Below are 20,121 nucleotides of genomic sequence, written 5' to 3'. Positions count from 1 at the left end.
TCACATTCGTACGCTGGTCAGCGCAGAATCAGATGGCGCGAACGTCCTGAGCCTGGGGGCCCTTCTGACCCTGACCGACCTCGAACTCCACGCGCTGGCCCTCTTCGAGGGACTTGAAGCCGGAGCCGCCGATCGCGGAGTAGTGAACGAAGACGTCCGGGCCGCCTCCGTCTTGGGCGATGAAGCCGAAGCCCTTTTCGCCGTTGAACCACTTAACAACACCCTGTGCCATTTCAAAAACCTTCTGTAGATGAGCTAGGTCCTAATAGTCCGGCCCTGGTCTCGGTGTCCACCATGCCATGATCCGACGAATTCGGCCACATCCCACAGTGCAAAGTGTGCGAACTGTGAGGAAGGCAACCCCCAGATCCTGCCGGCCGACGTCGGCGCGGACGTGACGGGGCCCGCTTTCGGGTGGATGCTCAGCGTATGCCGAGACAGTTGCTCCCCGGATGCCGGATTAGCTGGGAGCGCGCGCGGAACCGATTGGAACGCTTCACCATCGAGAACTCTACGCATTAGCGACATGTCATCGTCAGCAACCCTAGACATTTTCGAGAAACCCCGTACGGCAAATTCTCTACCAGCGTATTTTCCGAGATCGTGAGGATCGCACGCCTCGCCGAGAAATCACGCTAGGAGTAGACGGTGCTGGACATCAACCATTTCACTTACGGCTGGGTGACCCCCCTGCTGGCCTATGTCATGTCGGTCGTCGGGTCGATGCTGGCGCTACGTTGCATGGTTCGCTCGCGCGCGTCTGGCACGCACGGCGGTTGGCTCACGGCGGCGGCGATCGCACTCGGTGGCACCGGTATCTGGGTCATGCATTTCATCGCGATGCTCGGATTCTCGGTACGCGGCGTGACCATCCGCTACAACGTTCCCGTCACCTTGTTCAGCGCCGCTGTCGCCATCGGTGTGGTGTGGCTCGGATTGTCCATCGTGGTGCGCCGCAGCTGGGACAGCGCCGCGTTACCGGTCGGTGGCACGATCACCGGGCTCGGCGTCGGGGCCATGCACTACGCGGGCATGTACGCGATGAAAACCGACGCCGAGATCATCTACGAACCCGTGGTGGTCGCCGCGTCGCTCGCCATCGCGGTGGTCGCCTCGATCGCGGCACTGTGGTTCGCCCTGCACATCCACGGCATCGTCGCCACCATGGGCGCCGCCCTGCTGATGGGCGTGGCCGTCACCGGCATGCACTACACCGGCATGTTCTCGATGAGCGCGCACACCAGCGCCCATGTGGCCCATGCCAGCGGCGCCACCGCGGCCCAGCTGCTCACACCGCTGATCATCGGCATCAGCATGGTGACCATGATCCTGCTGATGCAGGTCGGCATCACCGAAGCCGAGGACCCCAACCTCACTCGCCCCGTCCACGGTCAGCGGGCGAGCCGGTTCTGGCCCAGCGGCCAGAACTGAAATCTGTCAGACCCCGGTGCGACAATGAAGGAGGTACAAAACACCGGCACGAGCTGCGGCTATGCCGATTTCACGGGGGGAGTTCCACGATGCCGTTCGTCATTGTCGTCACCATTTCCTGCGCGGTCCTCGGCGCACTGAGCCTGTTCGCCGCCACCGTCGCCGAAACCCGCGCGAATCGCGCGTTGCACGACTCCCGCTCCTGCTTCGTCGGCGACGGCAACCCCACGAGTTCCTTCTTCACCCACCGTGCCCGGCACGACCGGTTGCACCGCCTCACCAATCAGCTGCTGATCCTGAGCGCGGTCGTCTCACTGGCGGCAACAGGATTCGCCGCCTACGCGGTGGCCACCTTCTGATCACCCGGCCTGTACGTCGTGCGCTTCGGGTCCGCGCCGGGTCTCGGTGACGGTGTATTCCACGCGCTGACCGTCGCGCAGCGTACGGAACCCCGAACCGGCCAGCGCGGTGTATTCGACGAACACGTCGGGTCCGCCGGCATCGGGAGTGATGAATCCGAATCCCTTGCCGCTGTCGAACCAGGTCACGATCCCGCTCGGCATCAACCGACCTTCCGACTCCTGTGCCTGCCAACCTGATTCGTCAATCGTCGCATGCCGGAGCCCGCGACACGAACGGCCGCCGGTTCGAGGAGCCGATCGCCCGGTGCCGAAGTGGTTATGCTCCGGACACGGTCCGACCGGACCGGGTCAGCCGCGAGAACGGGGATTCGGTGCAGCCTTCGACCGTTCGCTGCGCGGCCGAAACCGTCACGATCTTCGTCGCCACCTCGGTGGCGGCGCTCGCGATCATGTTGCCGATCAGTTTCGCGTCCTTGGCGGCGTCGCTGCACGTCGATCTGCTGGTGTTCAACATTCCGCGGGCGATGACCGGTGCGGCGTTCATGGCGGTGATCACCGCCGCCGTCACCGTGGCCATCGGCAGCGTGCGAACGGCCCGCTGGACCGCGTTGCTCGCCCTGCTCGGCATCCTGGTGAACCATCTGGCCTTCATTCCGGACAGCTCCGACGGTCACCTCGACAGCCTGTCCTTGCCCACGTTGAACTTCATCGACGCACTGCTCGCTGGTGTTGTCGTCGGCGCGCTCGCGGTGGCGGTCTGGAACGAACCGCTGCTGCGCACCGTCTACCTGTTCGGCGCGCTCGGTGGCACCATCATCGGCGACCTGACCCAGTCGCCCACCGACCCGGAGGCCGACGGTTTCAGCGGGGCGCTCGGCGGCGCGCTGCCCCTGTGGTTCATCGGGGCCACCGTGCTCGCCCTCGCCTACTTCGCGTTCACCACGGCGGCCCCGGCCCGCTCCACCATCGAAACCGCCATCCCCTTGGCTCCCGTGTTCGCCGCCGTCGTCGCCTTCACGACGACCATCGTCACCGCGCTCGCCGTGGCGTCCCACAAGACCAGCACCCCCTATCTGGTCGTCGCCTCGATCGTCGCCATCGCGGCCGCGGTCGCCGCCGCGCTGATCCTGCCGGACCGCGAGGGCATTCTGGTCCTGCTGATGAGCAGTTTCTCCGTCGCGGGCAGCCTCGTCACCACACTGCCGCGCTCCGGCTGGATCGACCTCGCCACCCTCGCGGCCACCGCCGCCGGCCTGCTGCTCGGCATGCGCACACCACGCCCGGTGGTGGCCGCGGCGAGCGTGCTCTTGCTGGCCTGCTTCGTCCTCGCCACCGATGTCTTCGCCCCGCACGCCACCCTCACCGCTGCCGTCGGCTGCCTTGCCCTCGGCGCGATCGCCGGCTACTGCCTCGGCACTTCGGTTCCACAGAGCGCCACATCCGGGACTGTCGGCCTGGCGATCCTGTTCGTGCCCTCGATCGGAGTCGCTCTGAGCGACACCGATTTCGGCCATCTCGCCTATTCGTCGTCCTGGTACCGCACTACCAACGTGGATCGCGGCATGGGCCCGGGCTTGGTCGCGATCGCCGTCGCCCTCGGCTGCGCGATCGCGGTCCTGGGCCTGATGCGCCACCGGTCCGCGCCACCGAAGTTCGTCAGCCCCTAGCCGGTTCCCACCCGCATTCCGAAAACGGTTGCCCCGCCATCACCTTGCCGATCCCGACCCGGCAGTAGCCAACGATCTCGTCGGGCAACCGCGCGGGCTCGAACCACCCCAGTTCCGAGCACTTTTCAGGTTCACAGTTGGTGACCGGCCCAGTCCATCGCCGCACGGTGAAGAACATCTGCACCCGCTCATCGCTGTGCAACACATGCGCGAATTCCACATCCCGCGCGGCGATCTCGATCCCCACCTCCTCACGTGCCTCCCTGATCAACCCGGCCACCGCCGACTCCCCCGCCTCCAGATGCCCCGCGGGCACATGGAACAACCCGTCGCCGAACCCCGTATTCAGCCTGCGCCCCAACAGCACCCGTCCCTGCCCGTCGACCAACACCAGATGAACCCCCACGAGCACCCGGTACTTCTCCACTGTCACCCCTCCTGATCGAATTGCTCACCCTGGAACTTCGAGACAGCCGCTGTAGCAGACGTTTTCGGGGTATACCCACATCATGAGTTTCCCGGTGTCCTTCGGGTTCGCCCAGGTCGGTCTCCTCGCGCTGATCGTCCTCGCCGTCGCCCTCCTGGTCATGGCCGCACTGGCCGCCGCCCGCCACCGCGGACCCATGGCCGTTCTCGGCCGCGCGGTCCCCGGCACCGCCCTCCTCCTGGTCACGGTCGTCCTACTCTGGATCGCCACCCTCCTCCAGACCTATCTCGGCCTCACCGGCGAGATCAAAGCCGCCCACGTGGTCGCCAAACCCGTTGCCGGCCAAGAACACCAACTCGATTTGGTACTCACCCAGTTCGACGAAGACGGCACCCCGGGCCAACCGACAACCCACCGCATCGAGGGCGACCTGTGGGCCCTCCAGTCCAACATCGTCGAACTCGAACCCTGGGTCAACGCCCTTGGCTTCCACTCCGGCTACAAGCTCAGCCGCCTGTTCGGCCAACGCCTCGACGGCAAATCCCCCGCCCAAGACCACATCTTCCTCAACGGCGGCGACCGCGACTTCTTCGAAGACATGAACGAAAACCGCTGGTACACCAACCCCTTCGTCCGCTCCGCCTACGGCAACGCCACCATAGCCACCCCCGGCGAATACGACGTCTACATCTCCCGAGACGCCATCAAAGTCCGCCAGACGAACTGATCCTGAGACGCTCACGCATGGACCTGGGTGAATGAACGATGTCCGGTCTCGTCATACGCCGATGTAATTGATCCATGACTCAACGCGACTTGGCCATGATGTACGCAGCACACGACGCGTTCCGACGCGATCTCCGAGCACTCGCTGCCGCCCCGGATCGCGAACGCTGGACGCAATTTCGCACCCAACTCTCCGTCCACCACACCGCCGAGGACGTCGTACTCTGGCCGAGCCTGCGCCGCCGCGGCGTGAACGCGCAGCTGGTCGACGCGATGGCCGCCGAACACGACCGAATCGATCCACTCCTCGCCCAAGTGAACCGGACCTTCGACACTTCAGGACCCGAGGCCGCGCGACCGACGCTCGTGGCACTGTCCGAACTGTTGCACAACCACCTACAGCACGAAGAACAAGAAACACTGCCACTGATCAACGATCGAGAATGGTCGCTACTGGACCGAGAAATGCGCCGCCGCATCGGACTCCGCGGTCTTCGGCCCTATTACTCGTGGCTCCTGCGGGACATCGAGGGTGAACCCCGCCGCAGGGCACTGTCCACGGTCCCCGGTCCTCTCCGCCTGATGTTCTCGTAGACCGAAAGTTGCTCGCTTCGAGCGGGAGGCCGCGTACCGTTTGACCCATGACCGCCTACATTGCGCTGGTCCTGGGCCTGCTGAACATCCTCGTCGGCTGGCTCCTCCACGGTGGCGGCTCCCCACTCAGCTCCCCGAGAAATCCCACCCAACGCCCACCCACCCTGGTCCTGGCCCACCTCGCCAGCGTCACCCTGTGGCTCATGATCTGGATCTCCTACCTCGCGACCGACTTCTCCCCCATCCTCGGCTGGATCGGCTTCGCCCTGAGCCTCACCATCAACGCCCTGGGCGACACCTACCTACTTACCGAAGCCCGCGCAACCACCGACGCTCGACCGCTCCGCCCGGCTGGTCTCGACGGCGCCCTTACACCCGTGATCACCTCGATCCCCCCGCTCTCGGACTCCCCAGCCGCCCTCGACACCGTCGAAAACGGCCACGCCGCAGGCAAAGTCGTCATTAAGGTGTCATGACAGTTTGTCCAACCGATGCAACCAATCAGCGAGCAAGGCAATCACTTGCTGTGCCGTCGGTCAGTCGAAGATTTCGTCCGCAACGGCCGCGGTCATGGCTTTCACGAGCCATGCGTGGAGCTGATCGAGATCGCCGGTCTTGTTCAAAGTCGTACTCTGTGCGGCGGAAAGTTCGATTCCGCGGGCCGTCGCAACAGCAAGAACCGAGCGAGATGCTCCCATGAGCTGTCCCTGCCGCAATCCCTCTTCGTAGCCTTCGAAGTACGCCTGCCCCGCGAACAGCTCGTCCGCATGGGTCGCGGTCACCGCCCGTACCAACCATCCCCGAAGCTGATCGAGGTCAGCAGTGTCGGCGACCACCTTCAGCTGACCAGAGGACAGCTCGATTCCGCGACCGGCCAGCACGGTAAGTAATGCACGTGCGGCTTCCTCGATGCGGGCCAGCTCACCACCCTGCGCGCGCAACCGCTGAGCAGTCTCCGAGCGGAAGAACGAAAGATCCGTGGCCAATTTGTCGCTCCAAAGCTAGGCGGCGTAGAGCTCGATCTCGTCGTAGTATCGCCGCTCGACCATAGTCGCAACGATCGACTCCGCCATCGCACCTTGGCGCGATTCTCCGAACCATGGAACCGAATCGCACCGGCTCGCGTCAAAGAGATCGAGAGGCGTTTCAGGACGGAATGACAGCGGTCTGGCGGCGGCAGGTTTGCCCTGGTCAGGCTTGCGCTTCCGGCAGAGCGATCCGACCGGCGAGAGCCCTTCGGTAAGCTCCCCGGGACAACGACGAGGGGGTGCGGTGACTTCGCCGATTGAAGTGATCCTGCAGGCAGGGGTGTCGGTAGCGGCTGCCGAGCTGGGCAAGCTGGGTGGGGTCCGGTCGCGTTCGCAGGCGATCGAAGCCGCGCTGTCCGGCCAAGGCACGAGCACCGACCCGGATTACGCCAAGACTCTCGAGCAGTTCCAGACGATGTCGCATCAACAAATCTACGACGCGGTGCACGGAGCCGGCGGCATGGACGTCGCCGGCCTGCAAACCCTCGGCACGGTGTGGCAGAAAGCGTCAACCGAGCTGACAACAGCAGCCCAGTCGAACGCGAAGGACTTGGCCCGCCTGCTCGGTAATGGCGAGTGGTCCGGTTCCAGCGGTGACGCGGCGCGGGCCGCATCGCAGCGAGTGGCGACAGTCATCGACGTCGTCGGACAGGTCTTCGGGGCAGTTGGGACCCGAGTCGAGGGATTGGCCTGCGCAGCCGAGGCCGTTCGGGCCGCGGTACAGGCCCCTAGAACCCTGGTCACAACCCTGAACCCCGACGACCCGATGTCGTCGATTATTCCGGGCCTGGTCAACCCGACAACTGCGACCGACCAGCGGGCCGAGCAAGACCAGGCACTCGCCGCAACCCGCGCGGCGATGGAGCAGATCTACACACCGTCATACCCTCCGAACGGTTCGGGAGTTCCGTCTTATCCGGTGGTGCAAGATGCGTTGGCCGGGGGCGATCAATCCGCGGCGGGCGGCAATGGTGGCACCCAGGGTGAAGGTTCGCCGTCCTCCCCCTCTCCGGCCACCAACGGCGAGACGGCGCCCGCTGGCGCCGACGACGACACCGCGACCGAGGAACCGTCGAATGTCGATGGTGCCCAGGATGATTCGACCGACCCATCCGGCACCGACGAGGACACGACCGAGCAAACCGAGGACTCGAGCGGATCACCTTCGGAATCGTCGCCGCAAACAACCGCGGCCGGAACACAGTCCGGCCCTCTCGGCGCAGCCGGATCGCCGATGTCGGGCACACCGGGCACGGGTTCGCCAAGCTCGGGCCTGCCGGGCGCGAGTTTGCCGGGCGCCGGTGTGCCGTCCACACCCAACCTCGGCGCTCCGCTGCCAGGAGTGAACGCCCAGCCGCCGTCCACCTCGGTCGCAGGATCCGCGGGAGCCGGTGGTGGCCGGGCAAGCGCTCACGGTCCGATGGGGCCGATGGCGCCCGGCGCCGGGCAGCGCAGAGGCGGCAACGACGACGAGCACCAGAGCCCGGACTACCTCCGTCGCGTCCACGACGACTGGACCGAGGGCATCAACAGCCGTCCTGCGGCGGTCGGCGCGGACGCACCATCGGCCCTGCCCGTGGAACACTCCGACGCTCCGCCCGCAAGACAGGCCGCGGTATCCGCGGCGCCGACTACCCCTGCCTCGAATAGTGCTGCTCCCGTAGATAATTCGCGCACTCCAGCTGAAGTGCCACCTTCCACAAGCATCCCGGAGTCCGTTCTCGAAAGCGCCGTGCCCATCCAGGTCGATCAGCCCGAACCGACTCCGGCTGCCGGTCCGCCAGCCGAACAACAACCGGCCGGACTCACTCCCGACGTGGCGTCGCTGCTGTCCGCCTACGGGTGGGGAGCATCTACTCCCCCGCCGCCCGCCGCACCAACGGAGCGTGAACGACCGTGACCACATCGAACTGGACCCTCGACTCCAACCAGTTTGCCTGGCTGTGGCGACAATTTCCCGGCCACGACGAGTTCGACTACCCCGACCCGATACGAATCCGCCAAACCCCGACCACCGAGGATGGGGATCGGCACATGAAAGCCGTTCTCGCTGAGGGTTTCCTGCGCGACGAAGACTCCCCGCTGCGCGTGGCCTTCACCGCGCTGGCCAATCCGGAAACTCGAATTCGGTGCTTCGGCACCCTCTCCGATGGCCAAGAAGTCCACTCACACGGCGTGGTCTCCGGCCGGATCGGCGTCGTGGTTTTCCAACGCTGCTCCACTGCCGAGGCCTCCGGCCCGATTCAGATATCGACCGTGCGACCGCACGCGGTGCCTGTCCACCTCGCGGCCACCCTTCCCCCAACTGAAGCGGGCGGAGCGGGTCGAATGCTCGGTTACACGCCTCGTGTGCGGGGCCTCGAACCTCCCACGAACTGGAATCGCGGCTCCGACGGCCGCCTGCCCGTTGACGAACGCATCCGAACACTGATGCGCAAACCCCGTAGCGCCGAAGGCCAACTGATCATCGAACGCGGCCTCCGTGCCGAATATCCCTCGCCAACACAGTATTTGAACTGGATCGACGTAGTCCCCGGTCAATTCGCATCGGGCCGCTACCTGATCCAGGTCGACCAGGACGATACGTTCGTCGTACCGACCGACCTCCCAAGCCTCGCCGCCGAACTCCACACCCGTGCCGGTTTCGACCGCGTGCCGACACGGTGAAAGAGAGCCACCGATGACCTCCGAAGTACCAGTCAACCTCGACTACGGACAGGCTGAGATCTCGGCCTTCCTGGAGGGGGCGCGCAATGGGCAGTTCAGTTTTGAACGTGAGGCCGTGCTCGAGATGGTCGGCCAGTACGACCTTCTTCTGAACACGCTGACCACAGTTCGCAAGCAGGTCGGCGACGCCGCGAACTTCAAGGGCTTCGGGGGCCTGCAGTCCGCGCTAGAACTCCAGAACGGCTTTTCCAAGAAAGCCACTGACGGGGCCACCGTTCTCGACCAGATCATCGGTGGGATATACGACATCCAGGAGGGCTACCTCCGGGCTGCAAACCTGGTCCCGGAAATAGATGCCTTGAATCAGAAACGCATCAACCTTGCCGCTGACGGAGTCGACAACCACTCATGACGCTACGAACGACCGCAACCACCATCGCCATCATTGGCTGCGCCGCGCTCACAGGATGCACTCCAGACGGCACGGGCGACTTGACCAGCCCTACCTCCACCGCCGTATCGAACTCGCAACTGCCCGCGAAAGCGGTAACGGTTCCTCCAGCTCCATCCCAGCCAGCGAGATCAGGCTCAACCGTGAGCTACGACCCCTGCTTCACGATCGGAGACGAACCAGCCGCGTCACTGGGGTTTGCTGTCGACACACGTACACGAGCTGACTTCATCGCAGACAACTACGCGTTCATCGGATGTGAATTCAAACGCATGGAAACCATCCGAACCAACACACTTTCGGTCGCGACACTGGCAGTCCGGTCCAGCAACATTCAGCTTGCCGACTACTGGAAACGTGACGACTTCGTAGACAAGCAGACCACGCTGATCAACGGGCGCCAGGCAATCAGCTACCGGTTGCGCGGTCGCACCTCGCGCGAGAGATGCAGCATCGCGATGGCTGGTCCGGACGGCACAATCGACGTCACTGTCGAAAGTGCCGCCGCGCTCACCCTCTGGATGGGTTGCGACCACATCGAGGAAGCCGCACGAACAATCGAAGCAGTCCTACCGAAGTCCAAGTAACCCAACCCAACACACACTGCAGCCCACCCACCGGGGGACCAACGATGACAGATCTCACCGTCAACAAGGAAATCCTTGTCGGCCTCGGCACGGAACTCAACCGCATCGGCGCAGCACTCCAGGCCACCGACACGCGCGAACCCTTCCGCTGCGGCGTAGACGACCTGCCGGGTACCGCCACCGCGGCGGTCTCAGCGGCAGCCATTGACCAGGTAAAAACAGCCCTCACCTCCGTCGCCACCCGCATCAACGCCATGGGCGACGCCGCGATCCGCTGCTCGGTGAACTACGAAGAAGCCGATCAAGCCTTCGCCGACCTGCTCAAAACCACCACCGGAGGCGTGTACTCATGACCATCGGCCTCGCCGCCCTCCGCGGTTTCCATCCCGAAGCGACCACCAGCGCGGTAGCCCGCGGCATCGACACCCTCGTCGCCGATTTCAAGAAGCACATGTCCGACGTCCATACCAAAGTGGACGCGACCCAAGATGATTGGAAAGGCGACGCGGCGCGAGCCGCCAATGAGCGAGCCCTTGGCGAACGTCTAGCAGGCAACAAGCTCGCGACCGAACTCGAAGACATCGCCACTGCTTACCGCACCCACGGATCCGCGATGGACGGCTTCCGAAACGCCGCCGTCAAAGCCGCCGACGACTACCTCTACCAAGGTCTGAACGTCGCCGACGACGGTACCGTCACCGTCCCCGCAGGCAAAAAGGAAGTCCCCGGCCCTGTTCCCGGCATGACTATCCCCATGTCGGAAGAACAACTCGCCACCTACGCTGTCGAGGGCACCACCCGGATCAAGGGCCTGATCGGCCAATTCGTCGCCGAAGACATCAAACTCGCCCAGGCCGCCGGTCAAGAACTCGTCGACATGATCCAGAAGGCCAACGGCGAATACGGCCTCGGCCCACAAGACCCCAGCAAGTACGGCAAGAGCGGGACCGATGACGGCAAGGCTCTCGCAGAAGCGTTGCGCACCAACGACACCGCAACGATCAACGAGATCCTCGCCAACATGCCGGACAACGCCCTGTCTGACGCAGACAAGGAAGCGCTCGCCAACGGCAAGGAAATCGCGGTCCCGGCTGAGCTGCGCGACTACTACAAGTCGCTGTACCAAGACCTCGGCAAAGACGGATTGCTGTCCCTCGGAACCTATCTCGACACCCAGAACCAACCGGGACTGTCCACCGCACCCGCCGCCGCAGCCGCACAAACCACGCTCGCGAGCGGCTTGATGATGGTTTCCAACGAGCGGATCGGCACCGGCTTCGACAACGGCAAACTCATCGGCGCCGGCGATTACAACCAACTGCCCGCCGGAATCCGCAACGTCGTCTCCGGACGCCTCGGCGACGGCGACTGGGGCAAGATCGCACCCCAGGGCCCCTACGACTTCCAGAACCGGCTCAAAGACAAGGTCGGGCTCGCCGACCTCATGTCACACGCCGACTCCGGCATCCAGCCCGGCACCACCCTCGGCACCGAACTCGGCCGCCAGGGCGCCGACCTCGCCGCCTACGTCGACGGCAAGGATGCCCACGTCAACCAGTGGACCAACCAGTGGTGGAACCAAGCAATGCCGGACGGATCTATCGACACCGAAGGATTCTTCCGCGAGCCTGACAAGGACACGCTCGACGCGACGGCGCAGAAGTACATGGACCTCGGAACATCGAATCCCGAAGCTGCGTACCAACTTCTGACTGGCAAGAACTCACACACCGGCGAGCCGCTGCCAGCCGACCTGTCATTCGGTGCAGGCGGCGCCGAATACCAGCCTTCGGGAAATTACGACCCCTCAAAATTTACTTCAAGTGTGTTCTCACACGAATGGGAAGACGAGGGCAGTGCCGCGTCCGGGCTGTACAGCTGGGTCGGCGAGCAAACTCACGAGCCAGGCCGTATGGGCGACCTCGCCCGCGACGCCTACCTCGAACTCCCCGAGGTCTTCGCGCCCCGGGACGAGAGTGGCATGCTCGTCGCAAAGGATGGCAAGTCGGTATTCGAATCGAATGCGGAAAACTTCATCAAGAACCCCGAGTTAGCCACTGGCCTGAGCAAGACTCTTGCACCAAATCTCGACTCGATCGCTGGACACCACGAAACTTCGGGTATTACGAACGGGATTGCATCCGTATCCAACGAAGATGCCGAACGCCTCTTGTTCCTCGGCGCCCACTCACCTGACGGCCAGTTGTACCTCGAGACCGCACGACAAACCTTCGATCTAGCCGTGATCAACCAGATCGCGAACGGGCAAGACACCACGCCGCTCGATACCGCAGCGATGATTGGTGGCCTCGATGCCAGAATCGACAATGCCCTTTACAACGCAGCGACGAACCTGGATGTGTCGGAGGCCTCCGATAAATTCACCCACGCGAACGAAATATACGAAACCAAGCAAAAGGCAGCAGAGTTTGCGACGACGCTCATCAGCGGCGGAACAGACCAAGCTGTCGAACGACTTCCGGGCGGGGCGATTGTCCACGGGATCGTCGGCGAGATGCGGGACAAGGGAATGGAATCCGTCGTCGAGAAATGGAACCCCGAGCCCGATCCTCAACCCGTACAATTTCCCAATGTGGAAACACTCCAAGGCAGGGCATGGGAGAACTTCCGAACTCAACTCGACACCGCCAATTCAGCTGGCGGTAGCCAACTCCCAACGGTCATCACAGATCAGTACCGGCGAGACTACAGTGGAGCGTACAACGACCTTGATACCGGATTTGCCGGAAACCCTGACCGCCTGAAGCAGTTCCTGGCCGGAAATACCGCATATATCGGCGACAGCGGGAAAGCAGGGAAATGAGACCAACGAGAATCGGGCGATCATTAGCCCCAATCATCCTGCTCTTCTGCAGCGCTGGCTGCACAATAGGCGACGACCCAGTGGTGAGATCTTCAACCACACCCCCGATGCAACTGAGCACAGCCGACCTCCCCTATGATCCTTGCGACCGATTGCCTCCCGAGCTACTGACCGCCGAGGGTTTACGGATTCAAATGGCCAAGAGGTCAAACCCAGCAACCCCCACCGACCCTGGTGTGCGTTATAGCGGCTGCCTAATTGGCGGTCCCCCATCCTCTGCGGCATTCTATTTGCAGACGACGAATACGACGGTAGATCACTTCCGACAAAGCAAGATTTCCGGCAATTACAACTTCACAGACCGAACAATCGACACCAGAACGTCGACCATCGCCAACAACAAGCAGTTCCCGGGAACGTGCAAAATATTGGTTCAGGTGGACCAATACTCAGTTCTCCTCGATGGCCGTTTCAGCGATGAGACGTGCGAGAATGGCGTTAATTTGGCTGAGAAGTTCTTGGTTGCGCTCGAGGGCTGAACCGATGCGATAACCAGAGCGAGTCCGGTCAGCCGAACCTGTGACGGCTAGATTGGACCTCGCATGGTGATCTGACGGTCGGGTTCCCCAAACCCGGCGTGCACGCGACCGCGCGGCCCGGACTCGACGCCGCCACCGGCGAACCTGAACCACCACCGCGACCGGACCACTGACCGGTCAGATCGGGCGCGCGACGGCTCACATGTATCCCGTGGTTAGGAATCCACCGTTCGGATCAGAAACTGTGCCTACAAGCGTCGCCCTGTCGAGGTAGCCATTCATCAGTTCGCAGGACACCTCGGGAACCAAGAGACACGAATGGCACGCCGCAAGGTTCCTCGCTCCGGCGCCGGTAGCCAGGGATTCCAGGCAGACGGGATCTGCTGCACACCACTGGGAACGTTCAGTCGCGGCTTCGAGGACACCGCGCATGTTATCGACTGTTCCCCGCGCACATAGGCCACCTAGGCTACCCGCTGAATCGGCGGTCGCCGTGTAGAGCAAGATTCCGGCTTGGCCGGGCTCGGTGTACAAGCGCTCACGAATCGACGACGCGGGGTAGCCGGTGTCGATCGCAAGCTCATTCAGTACCGCATGCGACAGAGAATGGGTCAGTAGCTCGCGGGGCGATACTGGTTGCACTGCTTCCACCCACTCAGGAGCGGCAGATTTAAGCGATTTGTTCAGCAGTGATACGCGCGTGAGGGCAAATGCGGACTGCTCCCATTGGGCGACCGCCTCCTCGTCGAGGCGGAGGAAGATTCCTTCCCCGAGCACTTCGATGGCCGGTAGCCATCCGACCCGCTCTGTTGAGAGCTTTGCGCGTGGTGACTTCGATTCTCCGGTAGCGACGCTCACGCGGGAGAAGCCTTTCAAAGCGCGGACTTCACGCAGCTTCGACACCTTCGAGACGACGTCGAGAATACGGCCCGCTTCGGCATCGGCTTCGACGACCTGGGGCTCACATACGAAGGTTTCGAATCCGTCTTCCTCGGCGTGCTCGCGTCCCAGTGCACCGTATTCGTCGCGCCGAAGCTGTAGAAATGCTTCGCGGCCGTTGGGCTCCTCTTCCGATTGTCTACGAACGGCCTCTTTAAGTTCGTCGAAGTCAACGCCGTTCGTTCGGGCGAGTATCTCGAGCACCGCGTCGAGGTCGGCGCCTGTCAAATTCTCGAGGGTGGAGCGGCTCCGCTCGAGCAGTTCCTCGGCTGGGCTGACAGCGTGATCGAGGGTGAGCGCAGATCGGACATCTGCGAACCACACGTTGGACGCGCCTCGTTGGAGGCCCACGAGTGATTCCGAGCATGCATCATCGTCGCGCCCCAGCCAGGGGGACGAACCGCTGCAGCGCTTGGTGAGCGATCCTCGGCCCAGCGCTCCTTCGAGAGTTCGAGAGACTCCACACGTGCAGGTGACTGTCACCCCGGCGAGGGTCGAGTTCCGTGAGTCCGTTCTCAACGAGAGTGAGTGTTTCTCCGCGGATTCGCGTACTGCTCCGCGGTGGACCCAGGAATCGTAGGGGAAGTCCTCGATGTGACCGTTGATGCAGCACGCCACGAATCGAGAGGGGACGAGTCGCGGAGTGATGCAGTGACGGCACCGGTTGATGTAGTCGCCCTTGCCGTCCTTGTCAGCGATACGCCAGAAGCGATCGAGGCGTGTACATTTCGGGCAGTGTACCCATTCAGGGAATCGGACCATCGGCACCATGCCGGCGGACGCTGGTGGTGCGAAAAGGCTGGTGGCACCCAATGAGCGACTGAGCCGCGGTTCGTGAATTCGATCGGACTCCTTGGTGTTCCACAGGTCGAGCCCCGCGATCATGAAGCTCTCGGACTCCACCGGAATAACTGAGCCGACTCCGAAAGTAGTGATCAGCTGCGATCTCCGCACGGTCGTCTTGACCGGTGGCGTGTTGCCCTGCTTGAGTTTTTTCGTAACGGGCGGCACCGTCAGTCCTTCCGCTTCAGATATTTGACGTATAGGCCGGTCTCTGCATCGACATCACGCATGCTGGTCATGGTGGGCCACGGAGCGCCGCGGACTGGAAAGCTTCCGGCGCCGACATCCTCGGCCGGATTGATCAGTGGCTTGTCACCCAATCGCGTAGTTGCCTTGGGGGGCCGCATCGACCCATAGCGCTTGACTGCATCGAGACCGGCGTCGTTCTTCCAGCGTGCTAGCAACTCACGCAGTTGTTCGCCGAATGGGCCGGCCTCGGCAGGGGCAATCCGGTCTGCCCGATCGACCAAACGGTCAATGACTGCCTCGATTTGGCTCAAGTAGTCGGCGACATTCTCCGCTGATTCATCGGTACTCAGTTCCGGAACCATCAAGCGAGTCGATGCGACAAGCACGCCGTGGCCTGCACGATCGCGAGCTCGAGGGGCAAACGGCGTCGCTGTCGTCGATTCGACTTCACGATACAAAGCACGGTGGAACGGGATGAAGGACGCGTAGTGTGAACTGTCCCGAGATCTCTGACTATTCAATGCCGTGATCACTAGGCCGGGGTTGCGACGGCCAACGCGGCTTGTGGACTGGATGTACTCGGAGGCGCTTTGGGGCTGACCAGCAACCACCATGAGACCTAGTCGGTCGATGTCGAGGCCGACCGAGATCATGTTGGTGGCAAGAGCCACGTCCGGGCTGTGGGGGTCCGGGTAGCTGGTCTCAAGCCGCGCCATCGAATTGGGGATCTCCATCTGGTCGACGCGCGATGTGAGCTCAACAGGCTCCTGAGAGATCTCCCGGACGGATCGTTGTCGTCTAGCAGCGAGGACTTCCATTCGGTCAGGAACGTCGTCGAGCACCTGTAGATATGCCGATCCGAGTACTCGTAGGGCGTTGAAGTAGCCGAGTAGGGTCCAGTAGCTGTCACGTACTTCGTCGGGCGAGTCAAGGTCACCGACCGCCTGGAGCAGAACTGAGTAGATACGGACAAGCAAGGTGGACTGGCTTGTTCCGGGGGCCATCACTCCGACGTAGCGCCGCGTACCCTTCTCCTGCGCGGATGCATTCACAGCGAAGTAGTTGTCCGACGGCGTGAGCCCAGGCGGAGGGAATTGTGCTGTGTCCCGGTCGAATACCGCACGAACCTGCTGTGCGGCACGACGGACTGTCGCGGTGGATGCAAGGACCTTGGGTCGGCCTTCCCCGGTGCATGCCATATCGATCGCCGCTTCGTTGAGACCTACGATCGTGCCGAGTGGTCCAGAGATCAGGTGCAGTTCGTCCTGCACGATGAGGTCCGGACGGGAGTCCGCAGGGCCATTGGTGCCGAGGAGCAGACCCACCTCACTCTTCCACGTCATTAGGGCAAACTTGTCGACGGTGCTGATGATCAATGACGGACGATTCGCGTAGACGTCGGAATCGAGAACGTACAGTGGAAGACCATCTCGGAAATTGCAGCCGGATTCACGGCACGCGATGATCATTGACTCACCGGATGCGTCGTAATGCTTGTGAGTCAACTGGACACCGCACCATGGGCATCTGACGAGCTGCATGGGCGTAGAGCCCTGGACGTGCTCGCCGTCAGCGATCTTGCGGAGAATCCCTCGCGCTTCTTTTGTGTCGGCCGGTGTGGCCGCATTACCCACCCAGAGGCCCAGCGAGATCGGCGGAGCATTGGGAATTTCGGTGCGGCGCACGAGTTCCAGAGCGCAGATGAGACCAGCTGCACGTTCGAACTGCTGCCGAGTCAGGAGTCGTAGTGTGTACCGCATAATCGCGGATACGCCGCCGTTGTCTTCCCGCCGAAGCCGCCGGAGTAAGACGGTAAAACCGATGCAGCCGAGGTACGCCTCGGTCTTGCCACCGCCGGTGGGAAACCAGAGTAGATCGGCGACATCGCGGTCGGGGTGGCTCGGATCGGAGAGAGCGGGAATATTCATCAGGATGTACGCCAGCTGGAATGGACGCCATCGTTGGGTTTTTGGCAGCTCACCTCGCGAGCGGTCCTGTGCATGGCGCTGGTCCAGCATTGCACGGTTCATCAGTCGAAACGCCCGGTCGACTTCAGGATCGTCAAGCGCCTTAACGCCTGCCCGGATACGTCCGGCGCACTCCGCGGCCCTGTCCATGTGTTCGAGCGCCACGGACCGATGTGCGGGCGTGTCGATGCTTTCGGCATCGTTGCGTCGGGTCGATATCCATCGCTCGTAGGCATCTGCCATCGCGTGGAGTTGCGTGCGGTCGGAGGTATCGGAGAGCTGATCCATCCGGAGGTCGTACCGGCCGAAGTCGTCCTGCTCGTCGCCGCCTGCCGGGCGAGCGAGATGAACTTCCTGGCTCGGAATGAACGTCGTCCGGATCGAGTCAGGACTGGGCATGTGCTCGTCCCAACTTGCCGCACAGCCATGCCCAATAGCCAAGACCGGTTCGTCGCGGTAGAGAAATCGTGATGAGCGATCGTCGGCATCAGCACTCACGCGCGAGGGGTCGATACTGCGGTCGACGAATCCACCATGTGGCGTGGAAACAGTGATTGTCGGCCGAAACCACGACAATCCATCAATCGCCCCTGACGTGTCAGTGCGGGTGTGACCGTTCACGAGGGACACCGAGATCCGCACGTGCTCCGCAGTGGTCGGGGCGCGAACCACACCGATGATCCGCAGCATCTCGCCATCTGCGACTGGCTCATCGATCCGACCCGCCATCGTGCTGTCGACCACGATATCCGTATCTGTCGCTACCTCGTGCGGATACCAAATGTCCTCGGATTCCGTGTACTTCCGTGCAGACGCGCAGATCGTGATTTGTGGCGTCTGCACAGAATCGACAGTGAATGTGAGCCCGACCGATGAGGGCTTGTGTGCGTGAGAGAGCGAAACAGCAACTTCGGTTGCAGTGTCGTCGGCGATGCTCCCTGCTTCTCCATCCGTGTCCTCTGACAGGCCGGGCTTGTAGATGTCCGACAAATTCTCGACTCGGGGATAGAGCACGCCGACGATGATGCGATTGAGTGGTGGTTCGTGTAGCGGCTCCGGCTCCCGCGGGCCCATCAATTCCTCTTCGAGAGACTCTACGAGGCTGTCGCGGGCCTCATACCAGGGAGCGAGGTCTTCGGCCATCAGCCTTCCTTCTTCCACACGACCGTGGCGAACCCCAACGGCCGTGGCTTGATCCAGAACGATGTGCCCTCGGTCGTGTTCCAGCAGGTTTCGGTGCCCTCGAGAAGTACCGAGCCGAGGTCAGGCCAGCCGGTCGTGTGGCCGGACTTGCCGATAGCGTGTGCGAGTCTGCGTCCGAAGTCTTCGGTCGTCGAGCCGACAGCATGGCCGTCGATGAGGCAGCGGTATGCGGGCCACTCCGCACCGCCGGTCGACAACCGTTCGAAAGTGAGTGGTTTGGATTGTCCCCTGCTGCGCAACGCTCTTTGACCTTCCTCACCCCCGACAGGTCGTTCCGACTGTAGATGGTGGGGCTCGATCGCAACAGCCGTGGCCTTTTGCGTCCGCGGGTGTGGCTGATAAAGGAACCCACCGCATGGCAGTCTGCGAGTGAACGGGGATTGGTGATTCAGAACGACCACCTTCTGTCGTCCCCGGGACAGGGCGACGAGCAGCAATTCGTTCTCCGGTGTGCCTTTCGAAGGCCTGAGCATGGCCGATGAACCCGCGACCGCAACGTTGTCGAACTCGAGGCCCTTCGATTGGTGAATCGTAGACACCTTGACCGTGCCCGCCTCCTCACCGTTGAACCAGGGCTCGATCGGGTCTGTGCCACCGGAGAGCCTGCGCGCGAACGACCGCCAATCGATGTACGGACCGGCATCGGTTGCGTGCACGAGGTCGCGGAATGCATCCTCGGTTAACGAGCGATGCAGTGAGACAAACTCATTGAATATGTCTCGGGTAAACGGCATTCCTGACGTGAACTCCCACAATTCAGCTACCCAGGGCGCGACCCTGCGTTTCCGTCCAGGACTCAGCCAGGTGCAGGGAAGTCCGGCGCGCCCAAGTCTGTCGAAGAGCCAGATAACATCGGCGTTGGCACGAGCGAGTACAGCGGTCGAACCGCTCCACACGCTTGCCTTGAGTGCCAACTCGTCCAGGTCTACATGAGTTAGGTCAGAAACCAGTTCGTCAAGTAGCGCGGTTCTCGTCGCCGAGTTCGCCCCTCGAAGGAGACGTTCAGTGCGCACAACGTCGCGCGCAGACTTCCGTTGTGCTCGGTAGTTGTTCTCAAGGTAGCAGATCTCGGTGATCGACCGCTCCGCGAGTGCCTCACAAAGCAGATCCCACGCCGATTGTTCGCAGCCGACTGTTTCCTCATCGTCGAGAAAATCGTAGATCGACTGCAGAGGGTCGCCGAATATGGTAACACCCGAAGCGATTGGAAGCGCGTCGATGATCGTCAGCAACAGTTCGCGTCGGACTGCGGAGAGGTCCTGCGCTTCGTCGACGATGAGGTGTACAACATGATCGAGTTCGCCAGCGTAGCGATCCCGTAGTTGGTGAGTTGCGGCCCTGATTCTTCCATCGAAGTTCGGTGCTGCCGAACCGGACTCGTCAAATTCATTATCCGTGATCTGCCATGCAAGCGAATCGAGAGTCATAGCTGCGACTTCGCTCCGGTAGTCGTCATCAACGGACGCAAATGCATCGAAGGCCGCCCGAACAGCCGCCCGGGAGAACGAAACGAAGATGATCTGATCGTCCGAGTCGGGATTAATCTCCGAGTCGAGCCTATTAATCAGCTTTACGCTTGTCGCGGTCTTTCCGGCACCGGGTCCGGCAACGACGATGCGGCGAGCATCGACGTCCCCATAGATAACTCGCTGCTGGAACTCATCGAACTCCACCCCT

Annotated in this window: 20 protein-coding genes; 13 read left to right on the top strand and 7 right to left on the bottom strand. The window is 62.6% G+C overall.

What is annotated here, in order from left to right:
* Window positions 1-28: 28 nt before the first annotated feature.
* Entirely contained in the window at window positions 29-232 is a 204-nt protein-coding gene (locus tag ACFWFP_RS02040; protein WP_056812000.1) for a cold-shock protein, read from the bottom strand.
* Between the two features lie 416 nt (window positions 233-648).
* On the opposite strand from ACFWFP_RS02040, the gene ACFWFP_RS02035 reads away from it, so the two are divergent.
* Both ACFWFP_RS02035 and ACFWFP_RS02030 read left to right on the top strand, forming a co-directional pair.
* A complete protein-coding gene (locus tag ACFWFP_RS02035; RefSeq protein WP_379292674.1) occupies window positions 649-1,431 on the top strand; it encodes an MHYT domain-containing protein in 783 nt (260 codons plus the stop codon).
* Between the two features lie 89 nt (window positions 1,432-1,520).
* A complete protein-coding gene (locus ACFWFP_RS02030) occupies window positions 1,521-1,790 on the top strand; it encodes a hypothetical protein (protein WP_379292673.1) in 270 nt (89 codons plus the stop codon).
* Here the strand turns inward: ACFWFP_RS02030 and ACFWFP_RS02025 are convergent, their stop codons facing one another.
* Complete coding sequence (locus ACFWFP_RS02025) at window positions 1,791-1,994, bottom strand: cold-shock protein (RefSeq protein WP_379292672.1); 204 nt, start codon at window positions 1,992-1,994, stop codon at window positions 1,791-1,793.
* A gap of 170 nt (window positions 1,995-2,164) precedes the next feature.
* On the opposite strand from ACFWFP_RS02025, the gene ACFWFP_RS02020 reads away from it, so the two are divergent.
* Window positions 2,165-3,460, top strand: coding sequence for a hypothetical protein (locus ACFWFP_RS02020; protein WP_379292671.1), 1,296 nt, complete (start codon window positions 2,165-2,167; stop codon window positions 3,458-3,460).
* Here ACFWFP_RS02020 and ACFWFP_RS02015 read toward each other — a convergent pair.
* On the bottom strand, window positions 3,450-3,893 hold the full coding sequence (locus tag ACFWFP_RS02015) for an NUDIX domain-containing protein (RefSeq protein WP_379292670.1): 444 nt from the start codon (window positions 3,891-3,893) through the stop codon (window positions 3,450-3,452). The genes ACFWFP_RS02020 and ACFWFP_RS02015 overlap by 11 nt on opposite strands.
* A 76-nt stretch (window positions 3,894-3,969) precedes the next feature.
* Between ACFWFP_RS02015 and ACFWFP_RS02010 the strand changes: the two genes are divergently transcribed.
* From ACFWFP_RS02010 to ACFWFP_RS02000, 3 genes are all read left to right on the top strand, one after another.
* Window positions 3,970-4,614: a hypothetical protein gene (locus ACFWFP_RS02010; protein ID WP_379292669.1), complete on the top strand. Its 645-nt coding sequence runs from the start codon at window positions 3,970-3,972 to the stop codon at window positions 4,612-4,614.
* Between the two features lie 74 nt (window positions 4,615-4,688).
* Entirely contained in the window at window positions 4,689-5,207 is a 519-nt protein-coding gene (locus tag ACFWFP_RS02005) for a hemerythrin domain-containing protein (protein ID WP_379292668.1), read from the top strand.
* Window positions 5,208-5,254: 47 nt separating this feature from the next.
* Window positions 5,255-5,683 (top strand): hypothetical protein, encoded by a 429-nt coding sequence (locus ACFWFP_RS02000; RefSeq protein WP_379292667.1) that lies wholly within the window; start codon window positions 5,255-5,257, stop codon window positions 5,681-5,683.
* A gap of 60 nt (window positions 5,684-5,743) precedes the next feature.
* Here ACFWFP_RS02000 and ACFWFP_RS01995 read toward each other — a convergent pair whose 3' ends face one another.
* Window positions 5,744-6,193: a hypothetical protein gene (locus ACFWFP_RS01995; protein WP_379221329.1), complete on the bottom strand. Its 450-nt coding sequence runs from the start codon at window positions 6,191-6,193 to the stop codon at window positions 5,744-5,746.
* Between the two features lie 286 nt (window positions 6,194-6,479).
* Here ACFWFP_RS01995 and ACFWFP_RS01990 point away from each other — a divergent pair, with 286 nt between their 5' ends.
* The 7 genes from ACFWFP_RS01990 to ACFWFP_RS01960 are packed head-to-tail and all read left to right on the top strand — an operon-like array spanning window position 6,480 to window position 13,303.
* Window positions 6,480-8,135, top strand: coding sequence for a hypothetical protein (locus ACFWFP_RS01990; protein WP_379292666.1), 1,656 nt, complete (start codon window positions 6,480-6,482; stop codon window positions 8,133-8,135).
* The gene (locus ACFWFP_RS01985) at window positions 8,132-8,902 is read left to right on the top strand and encodes an ESX secretion-associated protein EspG (RefSeq protein WP_379292665.1); all 771 of its coding nucleotides are present in this window, start codon (window positions 8,132-8,134) and stop codon (window positions 8,900-8,902) included. Before ACFWFP_RS01990 ends, ACFWFP_RS01985 begins: the two co-directional genes overlap by 4 nt.
* Window positions 8,903-8,915: 13 nt before the next feature.
* Window positions 8,916-9,314: a hypothetical protein gene (locus ACFWFP_RS01980; protein WP_379292664.1), complete on the top strand. Its 399-nt coding sequence runs from the start codon at window positions 8,916-8,918 to the stop codon at window positions 9,312-9,314.
* Window positions 9,311-9,940 (top strand): DUF3558 family protein, encoded by a 630-nt coding sequence (locus ACFWFP_RS01975; protein WP_379292663.1) that lies wholly within the window; start codon window positions 9,311-9,313, stop codon window positions 9,938-9,940. The genes ACFWFP_RS01980 and ACFWFP_RS01975 overlap by 4 nt, the downstream gene beginning before the upstream one ends.
* A gap of 44 nt (window positions 9,941-9,984) precedes the next feature.
* On the top strand, window positions 9,985-10,293 hold the full coding sequence (locus tag ACFWFP_RS01970; protein ID WP_379221320.1) for a hypothetical protein: 309 nt from the start codon (window positions 9,985-9,987) through the stop codon (window positions 10,291-10,293).
* On the top strand, window positions 10,290-12,764 hold the full coding sequence (locus ACFWFP_RS01965; RefSeq protein ID WP_379292662.1) for a WXG100 family type VII secretion target: 2,475 nt from the start codon (window positions 10,290-10,292) through the stop codon (window positions 12,762-12,764). The genes ACFWFP_RS01970 and ACFWFP_RS01965 overlap by 4 nt, the downstream gene beginning before the upstream one ends.
* Window positions 12,761-13,303 (top strand): DUF3558 family protein, encoded by a 543-nt coding sequence (locus ACFWFP_RS01960; protein ID WP_379292661.1) that lies wholly within the window; start codon window positions 12,761-12,763, stop codon window positions 13,301-13,303. Before ACFWFP_RS01965 ends, ACFWFP_RS01960 begins: the two co-directional genes overlap by 4 nt.
* Before the next feature lie 198 nt (window positions 13,304-13,501).
* On the opposite strand, the gene drmB is transcribed toward ACFWFP_RS01960, so the two are convergent.
* The 3 genes from drmB to ACFWFP_RS01945 are packed head-to-tail and all read right to left on the bottom strand — an operon-like array spanning window position 13,502 to window position 20,117.
* Window positions 13,502-15,253 (bottom strand): DrmB family protein, encoded by a 1,752-nt coding sequence (gene drmB / locus ACFWFP_RS01955; protein ID WP_379292660.1) that lies wholly within the window; start codon window positions 15,251-15,253, stop codon window positions 13,502-13,504.
* A 2-nt stretch (window positions 15,254-15,255) separates the two neighbouring features.
* Window positions 15,256-18,384, bottom strand: a complete 3,129-nt coding sequence (locus ACFWFP_RS01950) for a helicase-related protein (protein WP_379292659.1) — start codon at window positions 18,382-18,384, stop codon at window positions 15,256-15,258.
* Window positions 18,384-20,117: a UvrD-helicase domain-containing protein gene (locus tag ACFWFP_RS01945; protein WP_379292658.1), complete on the bottom strand. Its 1,734-nt coding sequence runs from the start codon at window positions 20,115-20,117 to the stop codon at window positions 18,384-18,386. The genes ACFWFP_RS01950 and ACFWFP_RS01945 overlap by 1 nt, the downstream gene beginning before the upstream one ends.
* Window positions 20,118-20,121 lie beyond the last annotated feature (4 nt).

The sequence above is a fragment of the Nocardia sp. NPDC060249 genome, from assembly GCF_042728755.1.
Lineage (GTDB): Bacteria > Actinomycetota > Actinomycetes > Mycobacteriales > Mycobacteriaceae > Nocardia.
Note: the sequence above shows the minus strand (reverse complement) of the source record. Positions and strands in the feature narration are given on the sequence as shown.

What these genes read in the sequence shown, in the direction of transcription:
- ACFWFP_RS02040 (WP_056812000.1), bottom strand. Translation starts at nt 232, where the DNA reads ATGGCACAGGGTGTTGTTAAGTGGTTCAACGGCGAAAAGGGCTTCGGC.
- ACFWFP_RS02030 (WP_379292673.1), top strand. Translation starts at nt 1,521, where the DNA reads ATGCCGTTCGTCATTGTCGTCACCATTTCCTGCGCGGTCCTCGGCGCA.
- ACFWFP_RS02025 (WP_379292672.1), bottom strand. Translation starts at nt 1,994, where the DNA reads ATGCCGAGCGGGATCGTGACCTGGTTCGACAGCGGCAAGGGATTCGGA.
- ACFWFP_RS02010 (WP_379292669.1), top strand. Translation starts at nt 3,970, where the DNA reads ATGAGTTTCCCGGTGTCCTTCGGGTTCGCCCAGGTCGGTCTCCTCGCG.
- ACFWFP_RS02005 (WP_379292668.1), top strand. Translation starts at nt 4,689, where the DNA reads ATGACTCAACGCGACTTGGCCATGATGTACGCAGCACACGACGCGTTC.
- ACFWFP_RS02000 (WP_379292667.1), top strand. Translation starts at nt 5,255, where the DNA reads ATGACCGCCTACATTGCGCTGGTCCTGGGCCTGCTGAACATCCTCGTC.
- ACFWFP_RS01980 (WP_379292664.1), top strand. Translation starts at nt 8,916, where the DNA reads ATGACCTCCGAAGTACCAGTCAACCTCGACTACGGACAGGCTGAGATC.
- ACFWFP_RS01975 (WP_379292663.1), top strand. Translation starts at nt 9,311, where the DNA reads ATGACGCTACGAACGACCGCAACCACCATCGCCATCATTGGCTGCGCC.
- ACFWFP_RS01970 (WP_379221320.1), top strand. Translation starts at nt 9,985, where the DNA reads ATGACAGATCTCACCGTCAACAAGGAAATCCTTGTCGGCCTCGGCACG.
- ACFWFP_RS01965 (WP_379292662.1), top strand. Translation starts at nt 10,290, where the DNA reads ATGACCATCGGCCTCGCCGCCCTCCGCGGTTTCCATCCCGAAGCGACC.
- ACFWFP_RS01960 (WP_379292661.1), top strand. Translation starts at nt 12,761, where the DNA reads ATGAGACCAACGAGAATCGGGCGATCATTAGCCCCAATCATCCTGCTC.
- ACFWFP_RS01950 (WP_379292659.1), bottom strand. Translation starts at nt 18,384, where the DNA reads ATGGCCGAAGACCTCGCTCCCTGGTATGAGGCCCGCGACAGCCTCGTA.